The 17,949-nt window shown below is 73.0% G+C and carries 15 protein-coding genes; all 15 read right to left on the reverse strand.

From position 1 onward, the window contains the following. Positions 1-70: 70 nt before the first annotated feature. The 15 genes from SKED_RS19760 to SKED_RS11245 all read right to left on the reverse strand — a co-directional run bounded on the left by SKED_RS19760 (position 71) and on the right by SKED_RS11245 (position 17,910). A complete protein-coding gene (locus tag SKED_RS19760; protein WP_012867262.1) occupies positions 71-1,297 on the reverse strand; it encodes a cell division protein FtsQ/DivIB in 1,227 nt (408 codons plus the stop codon). After that, complete coding sequence (murC, locus tag SKED_RS11180; RefSeq protein ID WP_012867263.1) at positions 1,294-2,793, reverse strand: UDP-N-acetylmuramate--L-alanine ligase; 1,500 nt, start codon at positions 2,791-2,793, stop codon at positions 1,294-1,296. The genes SKED_RS19760 and murC overlap by 4 nt, the downstream gene beginning before the upstream one ends. After that, the gene (gene murG, locus SKED_RS11185; RefSeq protein ID WP_012867264.1) at positions 2,790-3,935 is read right to left on the reverse strand and encodes an undecaprenyldiphospho-muramoylpentapeptide beta-N-acetylglucosaminyltransferase; all 1,146 of its coding nucleotides are present in this window, start codon (positions 3,933-3,935) and stop codon (positions 2,790-2,792) included. Before murG ends, murC begins: the two co-directional genes overlap by 4 nt. Beyond that, positions 3,928-5,232: a putative lipid II flippase FtsW gene (gene ftsW, locus SKED_RS11190; protein ID WP_012867265.1), complete on the reverse strand. Its 1,305-nt coding sequence runs from the start codon at positions 5,230-5,232 to the stop codon at positions 3,928-3,930. Before ftsW ends, murG begins: the two co-directional genes overlap by 8 nt. Beyond that, entirely contained in the window at positions 5,219-6,682 is a 1,464-nt protein-coding gene (gene murD / locus SKED_RS11195; protein WP_012867266.1) for a UDP-N-acetylmuramoyl-L-alanine--D-glutamate ligase, read from the reverse strand. The genes ftsW and murD overlap by 14 nt, the downstream gene beginning before the upstream one ends. After that, positions 6,670-7,761, reverse strand: a complete 1,092-nt coding sequence (mraY, locus tag SKED_RS11200; RefSeq protein ID WP_042439106.1) for a phospho-N-acetylmuramoyl-pentapeptide-transferase — start codon at positions 7,759-7,761, stop codon at positions 6,670-6,672. Before mraY ends, murD begins: the two co-directional genes overlap by 13 nt. After that, on the reverse strand, positions 7,758-9,152 hold the full coding sequence (locus SKED_RS11205; RefSeq protein ID WP_012867268.1) for a UDP-N-acetylmuramoyl-tripeptide--D-alanyl-D-alanine ligase: 1,395 nt from the start codon (positions 9,150-9,152) through the stop codon (positions 7,758-7,760). Before SKED_RS11205 ends, mraY begins: the two co-directional genes overlap by 4 nt. After that, positions 9,149-10,756 (reverse strand): UDP-N-acetylmuramoyl-L-alanyl-D-glutamate--2,6-diaminopimelate ligase, encoded by a 1,608-nt coding sequence (locus SKED_RS11210; protein ID WP_012867269.1) that lies wholly within the window; start codon positions 10,754-10,756, stop codon positions 9,149-9,151. Before SKED_RS11210 ends, SKED_RS11205 begins: the two co-directional genes overlap by 4 nt. A 63-nt stretch (positions 10,757-10,819) precedes the next feature. Continuing rightward, entirely contained in the window at positions 10,820-12,670 is a 1,851-nt protein-coding gene (locus tag SKED_RS11215) for a peptidoglycan D,D-transpeptidase FtsI family protein (RefSeq protein WP_245534554.1), read from the reverse strand. A gap of 410 nt (positions 12,671-13,080) precedes the next feature. Next, positions 13,081-13,494 carry a cell division protein FtsL gene (gene ftsL / locus SKED_RS11220; RefSeq protein ID WP_012867271.1) on the reverse strand — a complete coding sequence of 138 codons (414 nt, stop codon included), beginning with the start codon at positions 13,492-13,494 and terminating at the stop codon, positions 13,081-13,083. 2 nt (positions 13,495-13,496) lie between these two features. After that, positions 13,497-14,537 carry a 16S rRNA (cytosine(1402)-N(4))-methyltransferase RsmH gene (gene rsmH, locus SKED_RS11225; protein ID WP_012867272.1) on the reverse strand — a complete coding sequence of 347 codons (1,041 nt, stop codon included), beginning with the start codon at positions 14,535-14,537 and terminating at the stop codon, positions 13,497-13,499. Positions 14,538-14,725: 188 nt separating this feature from the next. Further along, a complete protein-coding gene (gene mraZ / locus SKED_RS11230; RefSeq protein WP_042439108.1) occupies positions 14,726-15,160 on the reverse strand; it encodes a division/cell wall cluster transcriptional repressor MraZ in 435 nt (144 codons plus the stop codon). A 557-nt stretch (positions 15,161-15,717) separates the two neighbouring features. Then, positions 15,718-16,125 (reverse strand): DUF3040 domain-containing protein, encoded by a 408-nt coding sequence (locus SKED_RS11235; RefSeq protein WP_012867274.1) that lies wholly within the window; start codon positions 16,123-16,125, stop codon positions 15,718-15,720. A 40-nt stretch (positions 16,126-16,165) separates the two neighbouring features. After that, entirely contained in the window at positions 16,166-17,437 is a 1,272-nt protein-coding gene (dinB, locus tag SKED_RS11240) for a DNA polymerase IV (RefSeq protein ID WP_042437998.1), read from the reverse strand. Then, the gene (locus SKED_RS11245) at positions 17,434-17,910 is read right to left on the reverse strand and encodes an SAV_6107 family HEPN domain-containing protein (protein WP_245534555.1); all 477 of its coding nucleotides are present in this window, start codon (positions 17,908-17,910) and stop codon (positions 17,434-17,436) included. Before SKED_RS11245 ends, dinB begins: the two co-directional genes overlap by 4 nt. Positions 17,911-17,949: the final 39 nt, after the last annotated feature.

Raw genomic sequence — 17,949 nt, forward strand, 5'->3', positions numbered from 1 at the left:
CCCGCGTGTCGGGCAGATACTTTTCCCCTTCGGCCGCGCGGGGACGTTCATGAGCCCCTACCGACCCCCGTCACCGCGTGATCGGGAAGGTCGGCGCGGACACGTCGAACACCTGCGAGGCCGCGCTCACCTCGTTCGAGCGCAGCGTCGCGAGCACCTGCACCTTGAGGGCCGAGTCCGACGACGCCCCCCACTCGACCACCACCCCGTCGCGGAGCGTCAGGGTCACCGCGTCCTGCGTCGCCGCCGAGATCGACGCGACCTCCGCGGTGAGCTCGGGCGGCAGCGAGCCGAGCACCTCGAGCGCGGCGTCGAGCGTCCGGTCGTCCTCGCCGGTGAGCGGGATGGCGATGACCGGCAGCTCCGGCGGGGCCTCCCCCACCGTCGAGACGGTGACCGCGTCGCGGTCCAGGAGCGCGAACCCGCCCTCGACCGGGACGGACGCCACAGGCTCGCGCGCCACGACCTCGACCGCGAGGCCGGTGGGCCACTGGCGGACGACGGACACGTCACGGATGTTCTGCACCTCCATGACCTCGTCGTGGATCGTCGAGGTGCTCAGCAGCGCCAGGGACGTCCCCTCGTGCTCCGCGACCACGGCGACAACCGCTGCCATGTCGACGGTGGTCCCGCTCCCCTCGACCACCAGGTGGTCGGGGTCGAAGGCGAAGAGGCTCGAGGCGAACAGCACCCACGACGCCCCGAGGAGGACCGCCAGCGCACCGGTCCACGCCGCGACGCGCCGCACGAGACGGTGCCGACGCATCGCCTTCTGCTCGGCGAGACGCTCCGCCATGCCCGTCGAGAGCACGGCGACCTTCCCCGTCGACACGGTCGGGGCGGGTCGGACAGGCTGGACCTGGACCTGCGCACCGGTCGACGGACGCGTCGCTCCCGACCCGGCACGTCGCCCCGTCGGCACGAGGACACGGCCGGTGCTCGGCGCACCTGAGGTCGACCGCTGTGCCGGGGGCCTCCCGCTCTTCGGGGTCGGGTCCTTCTTCGAGGTCGCGCCCCTCGGCGCGGCGGGCGGCGGCGGGACCGGGCGCGGCTGCGCCGGTGGCCGCGAGCCCTGCGGGCGCCCGTCGCGCGAGGCCTTCGCCGCGGGCTTCTGCGCGTCCTTCGCCGCAGGCTTCTGCGCGGTGGCGCCCTTCGCCGGGCGGACAGCCCGCGAGGACGCGGTCCGCGACGCGCCGGTCTGCGCCGGTCGCTGCTCGCGCGGCGCGCCCTGGGTCCCGCGACGGGCGGGCTCGCCGTCGCCGTCGCGCCGCGGGCGGGGGGCTGCCGGTGGCTTCACACCGCACCCTCGGTCGGCGCGGTCGTCTCGTCAGGCGCAGCTCCCTCGTCGGGCAGGTCGCCGTCGGCGACCCTCCGACGCAGGGCGTCGAGGACCACGGCACCCATCTCGGTGACGTCGCCGGCACCGACGGTCAGGACGAGGTCTCCGGGCTCGGCCGAGCCGGCGAGGCTCGTGGCAGCCTCGACACGGTCCGCCACGACCCGTCCCCGACCGGTCATGCGGTCGACGAGCAGGTGCGGTCCGACCTCCGGGTCAGGGTCCTCGCGCGCGGCGTAGACGTCGCACACGACGACGTCGTCGGCGAGGTCGAGGGCCTCGGCGAACTCCTGGGCGAAGATCCGGGTCCGCGAGAACAGGTGCGGCTGGAAGAGGACGCGCAGGCTCCCGGTGCCGACCAGGGCGCGCGCCGCCCGGAGCAGCGCCGCGACCTCGGTCGGGTGGTGGGCGTAGTCGTCGACGACCTCGACGCCGCCGACCGTCCCCCGGCTCTCGTACCGGCGACCGGTCCCGCGGAAGGCCCAGACCGCCGCCACCGCAGCGGCCGGGTCGACCCCGAGACGCACGGCCGCCAGCAGCGCGGCCGACGCGTTGAGGGCGTTGTGGAGCCCCGGGGCGCGCAGGCGCACCGTGAGCCCGTCGGCGGACGCGGCGTCGGCACCCGGCAGGGTGAGCTCGAAGGCGCTCGTCCCGTCGGTCTCCACCCGGTACCCGCTGAGCAGCGCGGTCGCCCCGGGGGCCGTCCCGTAGGTGACGACCTCTCCGCCGGCGGCCGCGTGACGGCGTGCGAGCTCGGCGGCACCGGCGTCGTCCGCACAGGCGACCAGGGTCCCGCCCGGGACGATGTTGCCCGCGAACTCGACGAAGGCCTCCTCGAAGGCGGCCCGGGTCCCGTAGTGGTCCAGGTGGTCGGGCTCCACGTTCGTCACGACCGCGACGGTCGGGCGGTAGGCGAGGAACGAGCCGTCCGACTCGTCGGCCTCGGCGACGAGGACGTCGCCGGTGCCGGAGTGCCCGCCCGGGACCGCACCGGTCTCGGTGATCACGGAGCCACCGATCGCGAACGACGGGTCGAGGCCGACCTCCCGGAGCACGACCGCCGTCATCGCCGAGGTGGTCGTCTTGCCGTGCGCCCCCGCGACCGCGACGGCCCGTGACCCCGACATGAGGATGGCGAGGGCCTGCGACCGGTGGAGCACGCGCAGGCCTGCCGACCGCGCCGCCACCAGCTCGGGGTTGTCCTCTCGGACGGCGCTCGAGACGACGAGCGTCTGCGCGCCGGCCACGTGCTCGGCGCGGTGGCCGACCTGGACGTCGATGCCCGAGGCGACGAGCGCGTCGGTGACGGCGCTGCGCCGGGCGTCGGTGCCCTGGACCCTCGCACCGCGGGCGGCGAGGAGCTGGGCGACCACGGACATCCCGGCGCCGCCGATCCCGACGAGGTGGACCGTCCCGAGGTCGGCGACACCGAGGTCGGACGTGAGGTGCGCGCTCATCGTGAGACCTCCGAGGCTGCGCGCTCGACGAGGGCCGCGACGGCACCGGCCGCGTCGGGCACGCCGACACCGGCAGCGGCGCTCGACATGGTCGACAGCGCGGCGGGGTCCGTGAGGAGCGGGACCACGTGCGCGGTGACCCAGGCAGGGGTGAGGTCCGCGTCGGCGACCAGCAGGCCACCGCCGGCCTCGACCACCGCGGCGGCGTTGAGCCGCTGCTCGCCGTTCCCGACGGGCAGGGGCACGTAGACGGCCGGCAGGCCGAGCGCGGTGAGCTCGCAGACGGTCCCGGCGCCGGAGCGGCACACCACGAGATCGGCCACGGCGTAGGCGAGGTGCATCTCGTCGAGGTACTCGCGGACCTGGTAGCGCTCCGACAGCCCTCCGGGCAGCGCGGAGACGGCCGCCGCCACGGGCGCCGACTTGCCGCGACCGGTGAGGTGGAGCACCTGGGCACCCGAGGAGGTGAGCAGCTCGGCGAGGGCCGAGACCGTCTCGTTGAGCCGCTGCGCGCCGAGGGACCCACCCGTCACCACGAGCACGGGGAGAGCCGGGTCGAGGCCCAGCCGTGCCGCGGCGGCCGCGCGCGAGCCGGCGGCGTCCGAGGCGCGCTCGTCGACCAGGGCCGCGACCTCGCGGCGCAGCGGCAGCCCGGTGACCACGGCACCGGGGAGCGCGGTCGAGGGGAAGGTGACCGCGACGGACCGCGCCCACCGCGCGCCGAGACGGTTCGCCAGGCCCGGGCGGGCGTTCTGCTCGTGGATCACGACAGGGACGCCCCGGCGACGGGCCGCGAGGTAGGCGGGGGTCGAGACGTACCCGCCGAAGCCGACGACCACCTGGGCACCGCTCGTGTCGATCGCCTCGCCCGCGGCGCGCACCGCGGCGCGCAGACGTCCGGGGAGCCGGAACCAGGCGACGCTCGGACGGCGCGGCAGGGGGACCTTGGGCACCACGCTCAGCGGGTACCCGCGGGCCGGGACGAGGTCGGACTCGAGGCCCTCACGGGTGCCCAGCACGGTCACGGCGAGCCCGGGGTGGGTCCGGACGAGCTCGTCGGCCACGGCGAGGAGCGGGTTGACGTGACCGGCGGTCCCACCACCCGCCAGGAGAGCAGACTTCAGCACGTGCGTGTCACCCATCGTCGGAGTTCTGTGGACGGCCGCCCCGGCGCCACGTGGCACCGCTGACGACCGCAATCGAGCGGCGCACCACGCTCGGGCGCGCGGCGAGCGCCTCGCGGGCACCGGGCTCGTCGCGCGCGAAGGAGATGACGATGCCGAGCGCCAGCATCGTCGCGATCAGGGCAGAGCCGCCCGCCGAGACCAGGGGCAGCGGGACGCCGATCACCGGCAGCAGGCCGATGACCACACCGATGTTGATGAGACCCTGACCGATGATCCAGCAGCCGATCGCGGCAGTGGTGATCTTGACCATCGGGGCGGGGTGGCGGCGGATGACCCGCACCATGCCGATGCCGAGGATCGCGAAGAGCAGCAGCACGAGGAGGGTCCCGAGCAGACCGAGCTCCTCGCCGATCACCGCGAAGATGAAGTCGTTGTGCGCCTCGGGGAGGTAGGACCACTTCTCGCGGCTCGCACCGAGCCCCACCCCGGCGAAGCCGCCGGAGCCGAGCGCCTCGAGCCCGCGCTTGGCCTGGTACCCGACGCCCGCGGGGTCGGCGACCTCACCGCCCAGGAGCGCGGAGATGCGGTTCGACCGGTTGCCGGTGCTCGCGGCGATCGCGACGAGGACCAGGGTCCCCGCGCCGATCGCGGAGTAGATCCGCAGCGGGACACCCGCCACGAAGAGCGCGCCTGCCACGAGGAGGATGAAGATCAGGGCGGTCCCGAGGTCCTTGCCCACCATGACGAGGCCGACGACCAGGGCGACCGCGGGGCCCGCGGGGATCGCCACGTGCTTCCAGTCGTGCAGGAGGTCCTGCTTGCGTGCCAGGACGACGCCGAGCCAGACCGCCAGGGCGATCTTGGAGAACTCCGACGGCTGGATCGTCAGGCCGGGGCCGAGGCTGATCCAGTTGACGTTGCCCTTGGTGCCGACCGCGAGCGGCGTGAAGATGAGCAGCTGCAGGAACACCGCTGCGGCCAGCGCGGGCCAGGCGATCCTGCGGTATCCCGCGGGGCGGATCCGCGTGGCGAGGATCATCAGCGGCAGGCCCATGAGCGCGAACTGCGCCTGGTTGAGGAAGACCTTGTACGGCGAGTCCCCGGCGGCCAGCGAGTCGACCGAGGAGCTCGACAGCACCATCACGAGGCCGAGCACGAGGAGCAGCGACGCGGCACCGACGAGGAGGTAGTAGCTGGTGACGGGGCTGTCCCAGTGGCTGGCCCAGGAGGCGCGGAGCGTCTGCCGAGAGCTCCCGCGCGGGGGGCGTGCGGTCGCACCACGCCCGGGGCGCTCGATGCTAGGGCTGGCCATCAGGGCCTCCGCGGTGCCCCGGCAGACGCCGGGACTGCTCCGCGAACGCGTCGCCGCGGGCGGCGTAGGACGCGAACTGGTCCATCGAGGCGCAGGCGGGGGCGAGCAGCACCGTGTCGCCCGGCCGGGCCATCTGGTGAGCGGTCTGGACCGCGCGCTGCATCACCGTCCCAGTGTCACCAGGATCGACCTCGACCACGGGGACCTCGCCCGCGTGTCGAGCGAGCGCGTCGGCCAGCCCGCGGTGGTCCGTGCCGATGAGCACGACGGCCCGCAGCCTGTCGGCGCGGTCCCGGACGAGGTCGTCGAAGGTCGCGCCCTTGGCCAGGCCGCCGGCGACCCAGACCACCGTCCCGGGGGCGAAGCCGCCGAGCGAGGCCGCGGCGGCGTGCGCGTTGGTCGCCTTGGAGTCGTCGACGAAGGCCACGGTCCCCTCGCCCTCGACGGCCGGGACCTGCGCGACGGTGACGATCCGGTGCGCACCGGGGCGGAACGCGCGGAGCCCTTCGCGGACCGCGCGGGCCTCGACGCCGAAGGCGCGGGCCATCGCCGCCGCCGCGAGGGCGTCGAACACCACGTGGGAGGGCACGGAGCCGTCGGGCCCGGCGAGGTGGCCGAGGTCGTCGAGGGTGCCGAGCTCCGCCGCGCTCTGGTGCCGTCGCGGGTCGTCGGCCGGGAGGTGGAAGGCCCGGTCGCACAGGACACCCTCGACCAGCCCGAGCTCGGACCGTCCGGGCGCGCCGACCGTCACGCCGACGGCGCGCGCTCCGTCGACGACGTCGGCGTCCTGGACGAGCCGCTCGGTGACCGGGTCCGCGACGTTGTAGACGCACGCGACCTGAGCCTGGTGGAAGACCTTCCCCTTGGCGGCCGCGTACTCCTCGAAGGTGCCGTGCCAGTCGAGGTGGTCCGCCGCGACGTTGAGCACCGCCCCGACGAGCGGGGACATCGAGCTGGTGAAGTGCAGCTGGAAGCTCGAGAGCTCGATGGCGAGCACCTCGATCTCCGGGTCGACGACGGCCTCGACGAGCGGGCGGCCGACGTTGCCGACAGCGGCCGCGCGGCGACCGTCGGCCTCGAGGACCGACAGGAGCATCTCCACCGTGGTGGTCTTGCCGTTGGTCCCGGTGAGCGCCAGCCACGGAGCGGGCTGTCCCGTGCTCGCGGTGGGCACGCGCAGCCGCCAGGCGAGCTCGACCTCGCTCCACACGGGGACGCCGGCCGCTGCCGCGTCGAGGAACACCTGCGACGTGGGCGGCCACCCGGGCGAGGCGACGACGACGTCGAAGCCCGCGACGTCCTCGGCGGTGACGGTCGCGAGGTCGGCCTCGGGTTCGCCGGCGTCGAGCGTGACGACCCGGGCGGCACGGGTCGACAGGACCCGGGCCACGGCTCGGCCGGTCACGCCGTGACCGGCGACGAGCACCGAGAGCGCGGTCAGCGGACCCAACCGACGACCCACTCTGCGTAGAAGATGCCGAGGCCGAGGGCGGTGAACAGCCCGGCGATGATCCAGAACCTGATGACGATCGTGACCTCGCCCCACCCCGAGAGCTCGAAGTGGTGGTGCAGCGGTGCCATCTTGAACACCCGCCGGCCGGTCATCTTGAAGAAGCCGATCTGGATGACGTCCGAGAGGACGATGATGACGAACAGGCCACCCATGATGATGGCGAGCAGCTCGGTGCGCGACAGGATCGACAGGCCGGCCAGGGCGCCACCCAGCGCGAGCGAGCCGGTGTCGCCCATGAAGATCTTGGCGGGCGACGCATTCCACCAGAGGAACCCGAAGCAGGCGCCCATGATGGCCGCAGCCACGATCGCGAGGTCGAGCGGGTCGCGGACCTCGTAGCAGCGAGGACCGACGGCGCTGGCCAGCTGGCAGTTCTGGTTGAGCTGCCAGATCGAGACGATGACGTACCCGCCGAAGACGATGAGCGAGACCCCGGTGGCGAGACCGTCCAGCCCGTCGGTGAGGTTCACCGCGTTGGACCACGCCGTGATGATGAGGTTCGCCCAGAGGACGAAGAGGATGAGGCCGACCGTCACGCCCGCGAAGGCGAGGTCGATGTTGGTGTCCCGGATGAACGACACGCTCGTCGAGGCGGGCGTGCGGAAGTTCGCGTTGGGGAACTGCAGCGCGAGCACCGCGAAGGTGACCCCGACGATGCCCTGGCCGACGATCTTCCAGCGTGCGGAGAGCCCCAGGCTGCGCTGCCTCGAGATCTTGATGTAGTCGTCGAGGAAGCCCACGAGCCCGAGGCCGGTCATGAGGAAGATGACGAGCAGCGACGAGGCCGACGGCAGGCGACCGCTGACGATCGACGCCGCGGCCCAGCCGGCGAGCGTGGCGCCGATGATGACGACCCCGCCCATGGTCGGCGTCCCGCGCTTGGTGAAGTGCGCCGTCGGACCGTCCTGGCGGATGAACTGCCCGTAGTTGCGCTTGACGAGCAGCTTGATGAAGAGCGGCGTGCCGAAGAGCGCGACGAGCAGCGAGACCGAGACCGACGCGAGGACCGCGATCACGAGGTCACCGCCGTGAGCGCGTCGCCCAGCCGCCACAGGCCAGAGCCGTTGGAGGACTTCACGAGGACCACGTCGCCGGAGCGGAGCTCCTCGGCGAGGAAGCGCTCGGCGGCGGGGACGTCCTCGACCTCGACGACCTCCTCACCCCAGGAGCCCTCCTGGGTGGCGCCGTCGGCGAGGCCGGAGGCCCCGGCGCCGACCACCACGAGGAGCTTGATGTTGAGGCGGACCACGAGGCGTCCGATCTCGTCGTGCTGGTCGCGCGAGTCGGGCCCGAGCTCGAGCATCTCGCCGAGGACGGCGACCGAGCGGCGGTCCCGGCCCGCGACGACGGCGAGGGCCTTGAGGGCCGCGCGCATCGAGTCGGGGTTCGCGTTGTAGGAGTCGTCGATGACGGTCACGCCGTCAGGCCGCTCGGTGACGGCCATCCGGTGCGGGCTGGCGGCGTCCACGGAGCTGACGAGCGCGGCGGCGGTGTCGAGGTCGACGCCCAGCTCGACCGCCGCGGTGAGCGCGGCGAGCGCGTTGGTGAGGTGGTGCTCGCCCACGAGGCGGAGCGAGAGGTCTGCGGTGCGCTCCCCCACGACCACCTGGCAGGAGACACGACCGAGACGGTCGACCGAGACGCGGTGCGCCCGCACGCCGGCGTCGCGCACGGTCCCGAAGGTGACGACGCGCGAGGGTGCGAGGTCGCGCATGGCGACGACCCGGTGGTCGTCCGCGTTGAGCACGGCGACGCCCTCGGGGCGCAGACCGGTGACGATCTCGGACTTGGCCCGGGCGACGCCGTCGAGCCCGCCGAAGCCGCCGAGGTGAGCCGCACCGACGGCCAGGACGATCGAGACGTCGGGTGGGGCGATACCGGTGAGGTAGGTGAGGTCGCCGGGTGCCGAGGCACCCATCTCGAGGACGAGGTAGCGGGTCTCGGGGCCTGCCTCGAGGACGGTGAGCGGCAGGCCGATCTCGTTGTTGAAGGAGGCGCGAGGCATGACCGTGGGTCCGCTCTCGGAGAGCACGTGCCCGAGGAGGTCCTTGGTGGTCGTCTTGCCGACCGAGCCGGTCACCGCGGCGACCTGGAGCGGGCCGGAGGCCCGGAGACGACGGAGGTGCTCGGCGGCGACCAGCCCGAGCGCCCGGGTGACGTCGTCGACCACGACGCACGGCAGCCCGTCGAGCTCGCGGCTCGCGAGCACGAGCGCCGCGCCGTCGGCGACCGCACCCGCAGCGTGGTCGTGGCCGTCGGAGGACTCGCCGACGAGCGCCACGAAGAGCGCCCCGGCCGAGACCTTGCGGGAGTCGACCACGGTCGGGCCGTGGACCCGCGTCGTGTGTGGGGCGGCGAGCGTGCCTCCCGTGAGGTCCGCGACCTCGGCGGCAGTCAGATCGATCACTCGCTGTGCTCCTTCGTCGTTCGCTGCGCGCGGTCGGCGACCGCTGCGCGTGCTTCCACCCTGTCGTCGAGCGGGTGGTCCACCCCGTCGATCTCCTGCCAGACCTCGTGCCCACGCCCGGCGACCAGGACCGTGTCCTCGTCGTCCGCGGCGAGGACCGCCGCCCGGATCGCGAGCGCCCGCGGCGCGGCCTCGAGCACGTCGACGTCGCAGCCTGGCTGTGCGGCGGCCTCCCGTGCTCCTGCGAGCACCTCGGCACGGATGCCGTCGGCAGCCTCGCCGTGCGGGTCGTCGTCGGTCACGACGACCACGTCGGCCCCCTCGACCGCGATCCTGCCCATGACCGGACGCTTGGTGGTGTCGCGCTCGCCCGTGGCCCCGAACACGACGACCAGCCGTCCCGCGGTCGTCGGCCGGAGGGCCGCGAGAGCGAGGGCGAGGGCGTCGGGGTTGTGCGCGAAGTCGACGACCACCCGGGGGCTGTCGGAGACCTGCTCCATCCTGCCAGGAACCGCGGGAGAGAGACCGCCGGCAGCCTCCAGAGCGGCTGTGACGGTCCCCACCTCGATGCCCGACTCGACGACCATGACGATCGCGAGGGCGGCGTTGGCGACGTTGAAGGAGCCCGGGAGGGCCGTCCGCGCCCGGACGCTGCGCCCGTCCCGGTGCACGACGGAGAACGTGGAGCCCGAGGCCCCGGCGTGCACGTCCCGCACCGTCCAGTCGCTCTGCGGGCCACCGCTGTGCTCGACGCTCAGCGTGACCGTGGGGATGTCAGCGGTGGCAGCGAGGCGACGGCCCCACTCGTCGTCGACGACCACCACGCCGCGCCGGGCGCGCTCTGCGGTGAACAGCTCGGCCTTGGCCGCGAAGTAGCGGTCGAGGTCGCCGTGGAAGTCCAGGTGGTCCTGGCTGAGGTTGGTGAAGCCGGCGACGTCGAAGTGCAGGCCGTCGATGCGCCGCTGGCTGATCGAGTGCGAGGAGACCTCCATCGCGAGGACGTCGACGCCGTCCTCGCGCATGGTCGCGAGCACGCCCTGCAGGGTCGCGGCGTCGGGGGTCGTCAGGCGGCTGGGGAGCACGCGTGCACCCGACCGGGTCTCGACGGTACCGACCAGCCCGACGGTCCGGCCGAGGGCGGTGAGCAGGTGGTCGAGCAGGTAGGTGGTGGTGGTCTTCCCGTTGGTCCCCGTGACGCCGAAGCTGGTCAGCGCAGCCGACGGGTGGTCGTAGAACCACGATGCTGCGGAGCCTGCGGCGCGCTGCGGGTCGCTGCCCTGGGGCAGCAGCACGACGGGTGTGCCGTGGACGAGAGCCAGACCCTCGTCGGTCGACTCGAGCAGGGCGAGACCCTCGGTGTCCGTGAGCACCGCGACCGCACCGGCGGCGACCGCCGCGGCGGTGAAGCGTGCGCCGTGCGAGCGTGCTCCGGGGACCGCCACGAAGAGGTCGCCGGGCTGCACGTCAGCGCTGCCGAGGACAACGCCGGAGACGAGGACGCCCCGAGCCGCCGGGTCGACGGTCACCGCGACGGTGTCGGCGAGGTCGCCGAGCGACCTCGGCTGCACGGAGGCAGGGCGCAGCGACCCGTGGGGTGACGTCATGGTGGCCAATCTATCGCGGGACGGGGCCGGGCACCGCGAGGATCCACCTCGGTGCCCGCCCGGTCACCAGGTGGAGGGGTACAGCTCCGGGCTCGTGCCGGAGGGCACGACGCCGAGCTGCTGGAGCGCGAAGGACATGACGTCGGAGAACACCGGCGCGGCGGAGACGCTGCCGAACTTCGCGTACTCGGTCGCCGTCGGGTTCTCGAGGAACACGCCGATCGCGAGGCGCGGGTCGTCGACCGGGGCGACGCCGATGAAAGAGGCCATGTAGGCGTCGAGCTTCCCGCTGGGGCCGGGGATCTGGGCGGTGCCCGTCTTGCCCGCGACCCGGTAGCCGTCGATCATCGCCGCACCGCCGGTGCCCTCCTCCACGGCTGACTCCATCATCGTCAGCACCGTGTGGGCGGTCTCGGGCGAGACGACCTGGACCGGGTCGGGCTGGACGCTCGGCGTGAAGGTGCCGGCCTCGTCGGTCGTGCCCGCCACGAGGTGCGGGGTGGTGCGCACTCCCCCGTTGGCCATGGTCGCGAAGACGTTGGTCGACTGGAGAGCGGTCGCCGCCATGCCCTGACCGAACAGCACCGTGTACTGCGTGCGGCCGTCCCAGTCGTCGGCGTCGGCGAGCAGGCCGCGCTCCTCGCCGGCCAGCTCGATGCCCGTGCGCTCCCCGAAGCCGAACTTGGTGAGGTAGTCGTGCCGGACCTGCTTGGGGATTTGCTCACCCACCATCACGGTCCCGGTGTTCGAGGACTGCGCGAGGATGCCGGTGAGGGTCCAGTTCTCGAGCCCGTGCTCGTGGGCGTCCTTGAACACCTGCCCGTTGGAGGTGGGGTACTCGTAGGGCACCTGGTACTGGCTGGTCGGGGTGGCGACGCCGGTCTCGATGGCTGCTGCCATGGTGACGATCTTGGCGGTCGAGCCCGGGTCGAAGATCGTGGAGATCGCCTGGCTACCGCCGAAGCCCGTCGGCGAGTTGGGGTCCATCGAGCCGGCGTCGGCGAGGGCGTAGATCTCCCCGGTCTTCACGTCGGAGACGACGATGAAGCCACCGCTCGCGTTCATGGCCTCGACCTGGGCCTCGATCGCGGCCTGGGCCTTCCACTGCAGGTCCATGAGCAGCGTGGTCCGGACGTCCGTGCCGGGGACCGCAGGGGTGGTCGACTGGATGCCGGTCGGGATCACGTGCCCACCGAGCCCGCGCTCGAAGGTCCGGCTTCCGGCGACGCCGGCGAGCTGCTCGTCGAGGGCGTGCTCGAGGCCGGCCATGCCGTGCCCCTCGGCGCCGACGAAGCCGAGCAGGTTGCCGCCCGTGGTCCCGGCCGGGTACGAGCGCCGCGAGTCCTGCTCTGCGAAGAGCCCGGAGATCCCGAGCTCCTTGATCGCGTCCCAGGTCTCGGGGGCGGTGTCACGCTTGAGCATCTTGTACTGGCTGCTGCCCGAGAGCTTCGCGGCGAGCTCGGCCTCGGGCTCCTCGAGGATGGGGGCGAGCAGGCGCGCGGCCTCGGCGGCGCCGCCGACGCGCTCGCCGTCGACCGTGTGCGCCCAGTCCTCGATGAGGACCTGGTCGGCGAAGACGTTGTAGCGGGTCACCGAGGTCGCGAGCACGTTGCCGTCCGCGTCGGTGATCTCCCCGCGCACGGCGGGGATGGTCTGGGTGTTCATCCGGCCCTGGAGCGCCTCGGCGGCGAGGGTCTCGCCCTGGTACGCCTGGACGTAGACGAGCCGGCCGGAGAACAGCGCGAGCGTCGCGATGACGGCGATCGACAGCACCCGGACCCGGGTCAGGGGGTTGCCGACACGTGCCGCGCGCAGACGCCGGTGCGTCCGCGCGTCGACGGTGCCGCCGACGCGGGGGCGGGCGGCACGCTGGCGCGCGACCGACGACCTCCGAGGCTCGGCTGCGGCGGTCACGCGTGCGGGCCGACCGGTGCGCGGCGTGGCCGGGGCCGCAGCACGGGCGCGGCCGGGGCGAGCGGTCCGCGGCTCCTGGTCCTGCCCGCGCGGAGCGCTCGACGGACGGTCCGTGGCGCCCGAGGACGACCGCGGGGTCCGCGGCGCGCTGGTCGACGAGCTGCTGCGTGCTGCACGCCCGGTCCGCGGAGAGGCCGACGACCGTGCACCGGTCGAGCCGTGCTCCGTGCCTCGCGCCGGGCGCCGTCCTGCCGCCTCCGGGCGGTCTGCGGCACTCGGCCGGCGTCCGTCCTCGGCACGAGGTGCACGGCGCGGCGTCGCACCGGAGCGCTGGCCGCCTCCTGTGCGGGGCCTCGGCCGGTCCTCGCGACCGTCGTCACCTGCAGGCCGGCTCGGCCCGGTCGGCCGGGTCACTGCGCTGCTCCGCTCGCACCACCGAAGATCATGAGGTCAGAGAGGCGCAGGACACCCGGGTCGGGGCTCTGCACCATGCCGAGCTCGGTCGCTCGTGCGGCGAGGGCCTGCGGCGAGGACAGCGCGTCGATCTGCTCGCCGAGCACGTCGGCGAGCTCCGCCTCCTTGGCGATCTGCAGCTGCACCTCGCGGGCGGCGTAGGCCTCGTTGTTCATCACCGTGTTCATCACGAGCGTGCCGAGGAGGGCCGCGGCGAGCAGGCCGATGCAGAGCAGCACGAAGGGCGCGCGGCTGCGGGGCTGGACCGGTGCCTGGACCAGGCGCAGGCGCTCGGCCGGCCTGGGCGCGGACGGGACGAACGCCTCGTGGGTCGGGAGTGCGCGCGCGGCGCTCGACTGTGCAGTGCTCATGGTCAGCGCTCCGTCCGGGTCAGCATGTGGGTGGGTGTGGGCCGGAGCCGTTCTGCGGCGCGCAGGCGGACAGAGGCGGACCGCGGGTTGCGCTCGAGCTCGGCCTCGTCGGCCTCCTCGGCACCGCGGGTGAGCAGCGACAGGTAGGGCTTGTGGGTCTCGGGCTCGACGGGCAGGTCGTGGGGCGCGCTCGAGACGGCACCGCGCCCGAGCTCGCGCTTGGTGAGCCTGTCCTCGAGGGAGTGGTACGACTCGACGACGATGCGTCCGCCGACAGCCAGCGCCTCCACGGCTGCGGGGAGCGCGCGCTCGAGCACCTCGAGCTCACCGTTGACCTCGATGCGGAGCGCCTGGAAGGTGCGCTTGGCGGGGTTGCCGGTGCCCTTGCGGGTCGCGGCCGGGATGCAGGCGCGGACCAGGTCGACCAGGTCCGCGGAGCGCTCCCAGGGACGGGCTTCCCTCTTGGCGACGATCGAGCGTGCGATCTTCGAGGCGAACCGCTCCTCGCCGTACTCCCGCAGGATGCGGGCGAGGTCCCGCTCGCTGTAGGTGTTGAGGACGTCTGCGGCCGTGAGCGAGGCCGTGGAGTCCATGCGCATGTCGAGCGGGGCGTCCTGGGCGTAGGAGAAGCCGCGCTCGCGCTCGTCGATCTGGAGCGACGAGACGCCGAGGTCCATGAGGATCCCCTGCACGCCGGTCAGGCCCTGCTCGGCGACGACGTCGCCGATCTCGTCGTAGACGGCGTGCACGCCGGTGAAGCGCGAGCCGAAGCGCTCGAGCCTCGCGCCGGCGAGCTCGAGGGCCTGCGGGTCGCGGTCGATGCCGATGACACGCACCTCGGGCAGCCGCTCGAGGATCGCCTCGGTGTGGCCACCCATCCCGAGGGTGCAGTCGACGTAGACGGCGCCGGGCACCGACAGGGCCGGCGCGAGCAGCTCGACGCAGCGGTCGAGCAGCACGGGGAGGTGCCGGTCGGAGGTCTCGCGGGGTCCGTCTGCGGGCTCCTCGTGGACGGCGGGGCCGTCGGTGTCGTGGTCGCTCACGCGGTGCCCTCCTCGTCCTCTGCCCGTCGTGGTGCTCGTGTGGTGGTGCCCGGCAGCGGGTGCCGGTCGTGCGCGGGCCTCGTGGCGCTGGTGCAGGCCGGCTGGATCAGGTCTCCCTCCGCGACCGTCTGACGCCGGGGAAGTGCGTCAGACCGGGCGGGAGGAGACCTCATCCAGCGGTCGTGCGTCTAGAACCTCAGACCGGGGATGATCTCCTCTGCCGTGTCGGAGTACCCGGCGACCTGCTCTGCCAGGTACGTCTCCCACGCGGCTGCGTCCCAGATCTCGACACGGGTACCCGCGCCGATCACCGCAACCTCCCGGTCGAGCCCTGCGTACTCACGCAGCGTCGACGGGATCGAGATCCTCCCCTGCTTGTCCGGCATCTCGTCGCTGGCGCCGGAGAGGAACACACGCAGGTAGTCACGCGCCTGCTTGCTGGTCACCGGTGCCTGTCGGATCTGCTCGTACATGCGGCGGAACTCGTCCATCGGCAAGAGGAACAGGCAGCGTTCCTGACCACGAGTCATGACCAGCCCGGGGGCGAGCTGGCCGCGGAACTTCGCGGGGAGGAGCAACCGTCCCTTGTCGTCCAGACGAGGGGTGTACGTCCCGAGAAGCAGGCTGGGGGATGCACCGAACAGCTCTGACACTGCGGCACCTCCCCCTGCTGCTCCAAGTGGCTCCACCGTACTCCACTTCCCTCCACCACGAGAGCGCGAACACAAAAACTTCACCCTTGACGGGACATCGCCACAGGTCAGAGCGGTGGAGGAGAGTGGAGTGGGTGGAGTGTCGCTCGGCCTGCCGAGGGGGCACGGCGGCGGACCACCTGGCTCGTGACCCTCGAGAACGACGTCAAAAGCCGCGGATCACCTCCCCCGGGCGTCGAGGAAGGCCGTCCGGCGCAGGGTGGAGAGAGGTGGAGGGTCGCTGTGGAGCGAGGTGGAGGGGCTCGGTGGAGCGAGGTGGAGGGGCACGTGGAGCGGGGTGGAGTGCCCTCGGGGAGCGGGGTGGAAGATCGCGCGGAGCAGGGTGGAGCACCCCAGTAGCTCAGCCTCGCGCCGGCACGACGAAGCACGGGCTGGGCGCTGTGTGCGCCCAGCCCGTGCTGGAGTCGTGCGTCAGGGTGCCGCCGGTGGCTGGCGGAGGTGGGAGGCCAGATGCCCGCCCGGTCGCGTCACTGCTCGTCTCGGCGCTTGTCCCACCGGTCTTCCATGCGCTGCATGAAGGGAGCCTTGCCGGACTTCCCGGTGCGCCTGGGCTTCTGCCCCTTGGCCGCTGGCGTGACCGAACCGTCGGCCGACACGACGCCCACGGGGCCGCTCTGCTTCGAGGGCTGGGCGAAGGCGTAGGCCACCGCGGAGAACATCACGACGAAGCCGATGACCCCCACGACGGGGAGAGACTGGGCGGCGCCGATCACGAGACCGAGGAGACCGACGACCAGGCCGACTCCCGCGATGACGTACCGGACAGAAGACCGCTGGGACGTCGTCTTCATACTTGTCGCAAGGCGTGGATCATCAGACGTGAGCTCTCGCTCCATCTGCTCCAGAACACGCTGCTCGTATTCGGACAGAGGCATCGCAACCCCCGCACTGTGATCGATCGGACCTTGTCAGTGATCAGGATAGTTCGACATTCGGCACAGCGGTAGTCGAGCGCTGTGAGGAAGTCGTGGTGGCGCTCGCCTGCTTGATCGCGGCACGACCGAACCGGAGCCGGACCTGGTCGATCGCCGTGTCGGCGAGGCGCTGCTGGTCGGTCGACCCGGCGACGGCGTCCTCGAGGGTGAGCTGGAGGGCAGCGCTCTCACGAGCCTCGAGCCCTTCGCCGCGGACCCCGACGAGACGGACCGGCAGCCCCTTGAGGTCGACCGAGGAGACCAGCTCGCGGGCGACGGCGTAGATCTCGCGCACACTGTCTGTCGGGGAGACGAGCGAGCGCGACCGGGTGAGGGTCCGGAAGTCGCTCGAGCGCACCTTGACGCTCACCGTGCGCGCCAGGAACCCCTGGCTGCGGAGGCGGTCCGCGCACCTGTCGGACAGCTCGAGCAGCCGCGCCTCGACGACGCTGAGGTCGACCACGTCGTGGGCGAAGGTCGTCTCGGCACCGATGCTCCGCTCGCGGCGGGTCGGCTCGACCGGGCGTGGGTCACGTCCCCACGACAGGTCGAACAGGTGGGCCGCCGCCGCGACGCCGACAGCCTGGCGCAGCACCAGCGGGTCGGTCCGGGACAGCTGCTCGACCGTCGTGATGCCCCAGGAGGCGAGGTTCTTCTCGGTCTTCTCCCCCACCCCCCACAGCGCACCGACCGGGAGCGAGTGGAGGAAGCGGACCGTCGACTCGCGTGGCACGAGCATCATGCCGTCGGGCTTGGCATGGGTCGAGGCCAGCTTGGCGACGAACTTGGTCGACGCGACGCCGACCGAGCAGGTCAGGCCCAGCTCGCGGTGCACGCGGGCACGGATCTTCCGCGCGATCTCCGTCGAGGACCCCAGCCGCCGGCGCGCACCCTCGACGTCGAGGAACGCCTCGTCGACGCTCACCGGCTCCACGAGCGTGGTGACCTCCCCCAAGATCTCCATCACGGCAGCCGACGCGGCCCGGTAGGCCGCGCCGTCCGGGCGGATGTAGACCGCCTGAGGGCAGAGCCTGCGGGCGGTCGAGGCCGGCATCGCCGAGTGGACACCGAAGGCACGGGCCTCGTAGGTGGCCGCGAGGACGACGGACCGGTCCGAGCCCGCCACGATCACCGGACGACCACGGAGCTCGGGGCGCCGCGCGACCTCGACCGAGGCGAAGAACGCGTCCATGTCGACGTGCAGGATCGAGCAGTCCGAGTCCTTGTCGCCGAGGTCACGGGGCACGCTCTGGGACCTCGGCGCCCTGCTCACGCGCTCACCGGTCGCGCGGCGAGCGCGACGCTGCGACCGAGCGGGGCGGTGTCGTCCTCGACCCAGAGGCCGACCTCGTCACGGAAGTCCTCAGCAGCCGCCACCCACCGCGCCGCACCCGGCTCGTCGACGGCGTCGAAACGGCCTGCGTCGACGGCCGATCGCAGGCGAGCGCCGGAGGCGAAGAAGGACGCCCACGGCGCGAAGCCCTCGGCGTCGGCGGCGAGGCGCTCCCAGGCGCTGCGGGTCCGACCGCGCGGAGGACGGGAACCGAGCACGGCGAGCACCGCTCCGGCGACCCGGAGCGCCGCCATGTGCGCGTGCCCGAAGCGCTCGGCCGGGTCGCTCGCGAGCTGCGCGGCGAGGAGCTCCGCGTCGGCACGCCCGAGCAGCTCCGCCGCGGCCTGCGCGCGCAGGACCGCAGACGCGTCGTGGTCGGTGGCCGGACGAGGCCCGGGGGTACGAGCGGCCACGACGGAGGCACCAGCGGCGGGCGCGAGCGGCTGAGGGTG

This window comes from Sanguibacter keddieii DSM 10542, from assembly GCF_000024925.1.
Lineage (GTDB): Bacteria > Actinomycetota > Actinomycetes > Actinomycetales > Cellulomonadaceae > Sanguibacter > Sanguibacter keddieii.

Coding starts and splice junctions, on each gene's coding strand:
- SKED_RS11235 (WP_012867274.1), bottom strand. CDS start 16,125: ATGCCTCTGTCCGAATACGAGCAGCGTGTTCTGGAGCAGATGGAGCGA.
- SKED_RS11210 (WP_012867269.1), bottom strand. CDS start 10,756: ATGACGTCACCCCACGGGTCGCTGCGCCCTGCCTCCGTGCAGCCGAGG.
- murG (WP_012867264.1), bottom strand. CDS start 3,935: ATGGGTGACACGCACGTGCTGAAGTCTGCTCTCCTGGCGGGTGGTGGG.
- murC (WP_012867263.1), bottom strand. CDS start 2,793: ATGAGCGCGCACCTCACGTCCGACCTCGGTGTCGCCGACCTCGGGACG.
- ftsW (WP_012867265.1), bottom strand. CDS start 5,232: ATGGCCAGCCCTAGCATCGAGCGCCCCGGGCGTGGTGCGACCGCACGC.
- ftsL (WP_012867271.1), bottom strand. CDS start 13,494: ATGAGCACTGCACAGTCGAGCGCCGCGCGCGCACTCCCGACCCACGAG.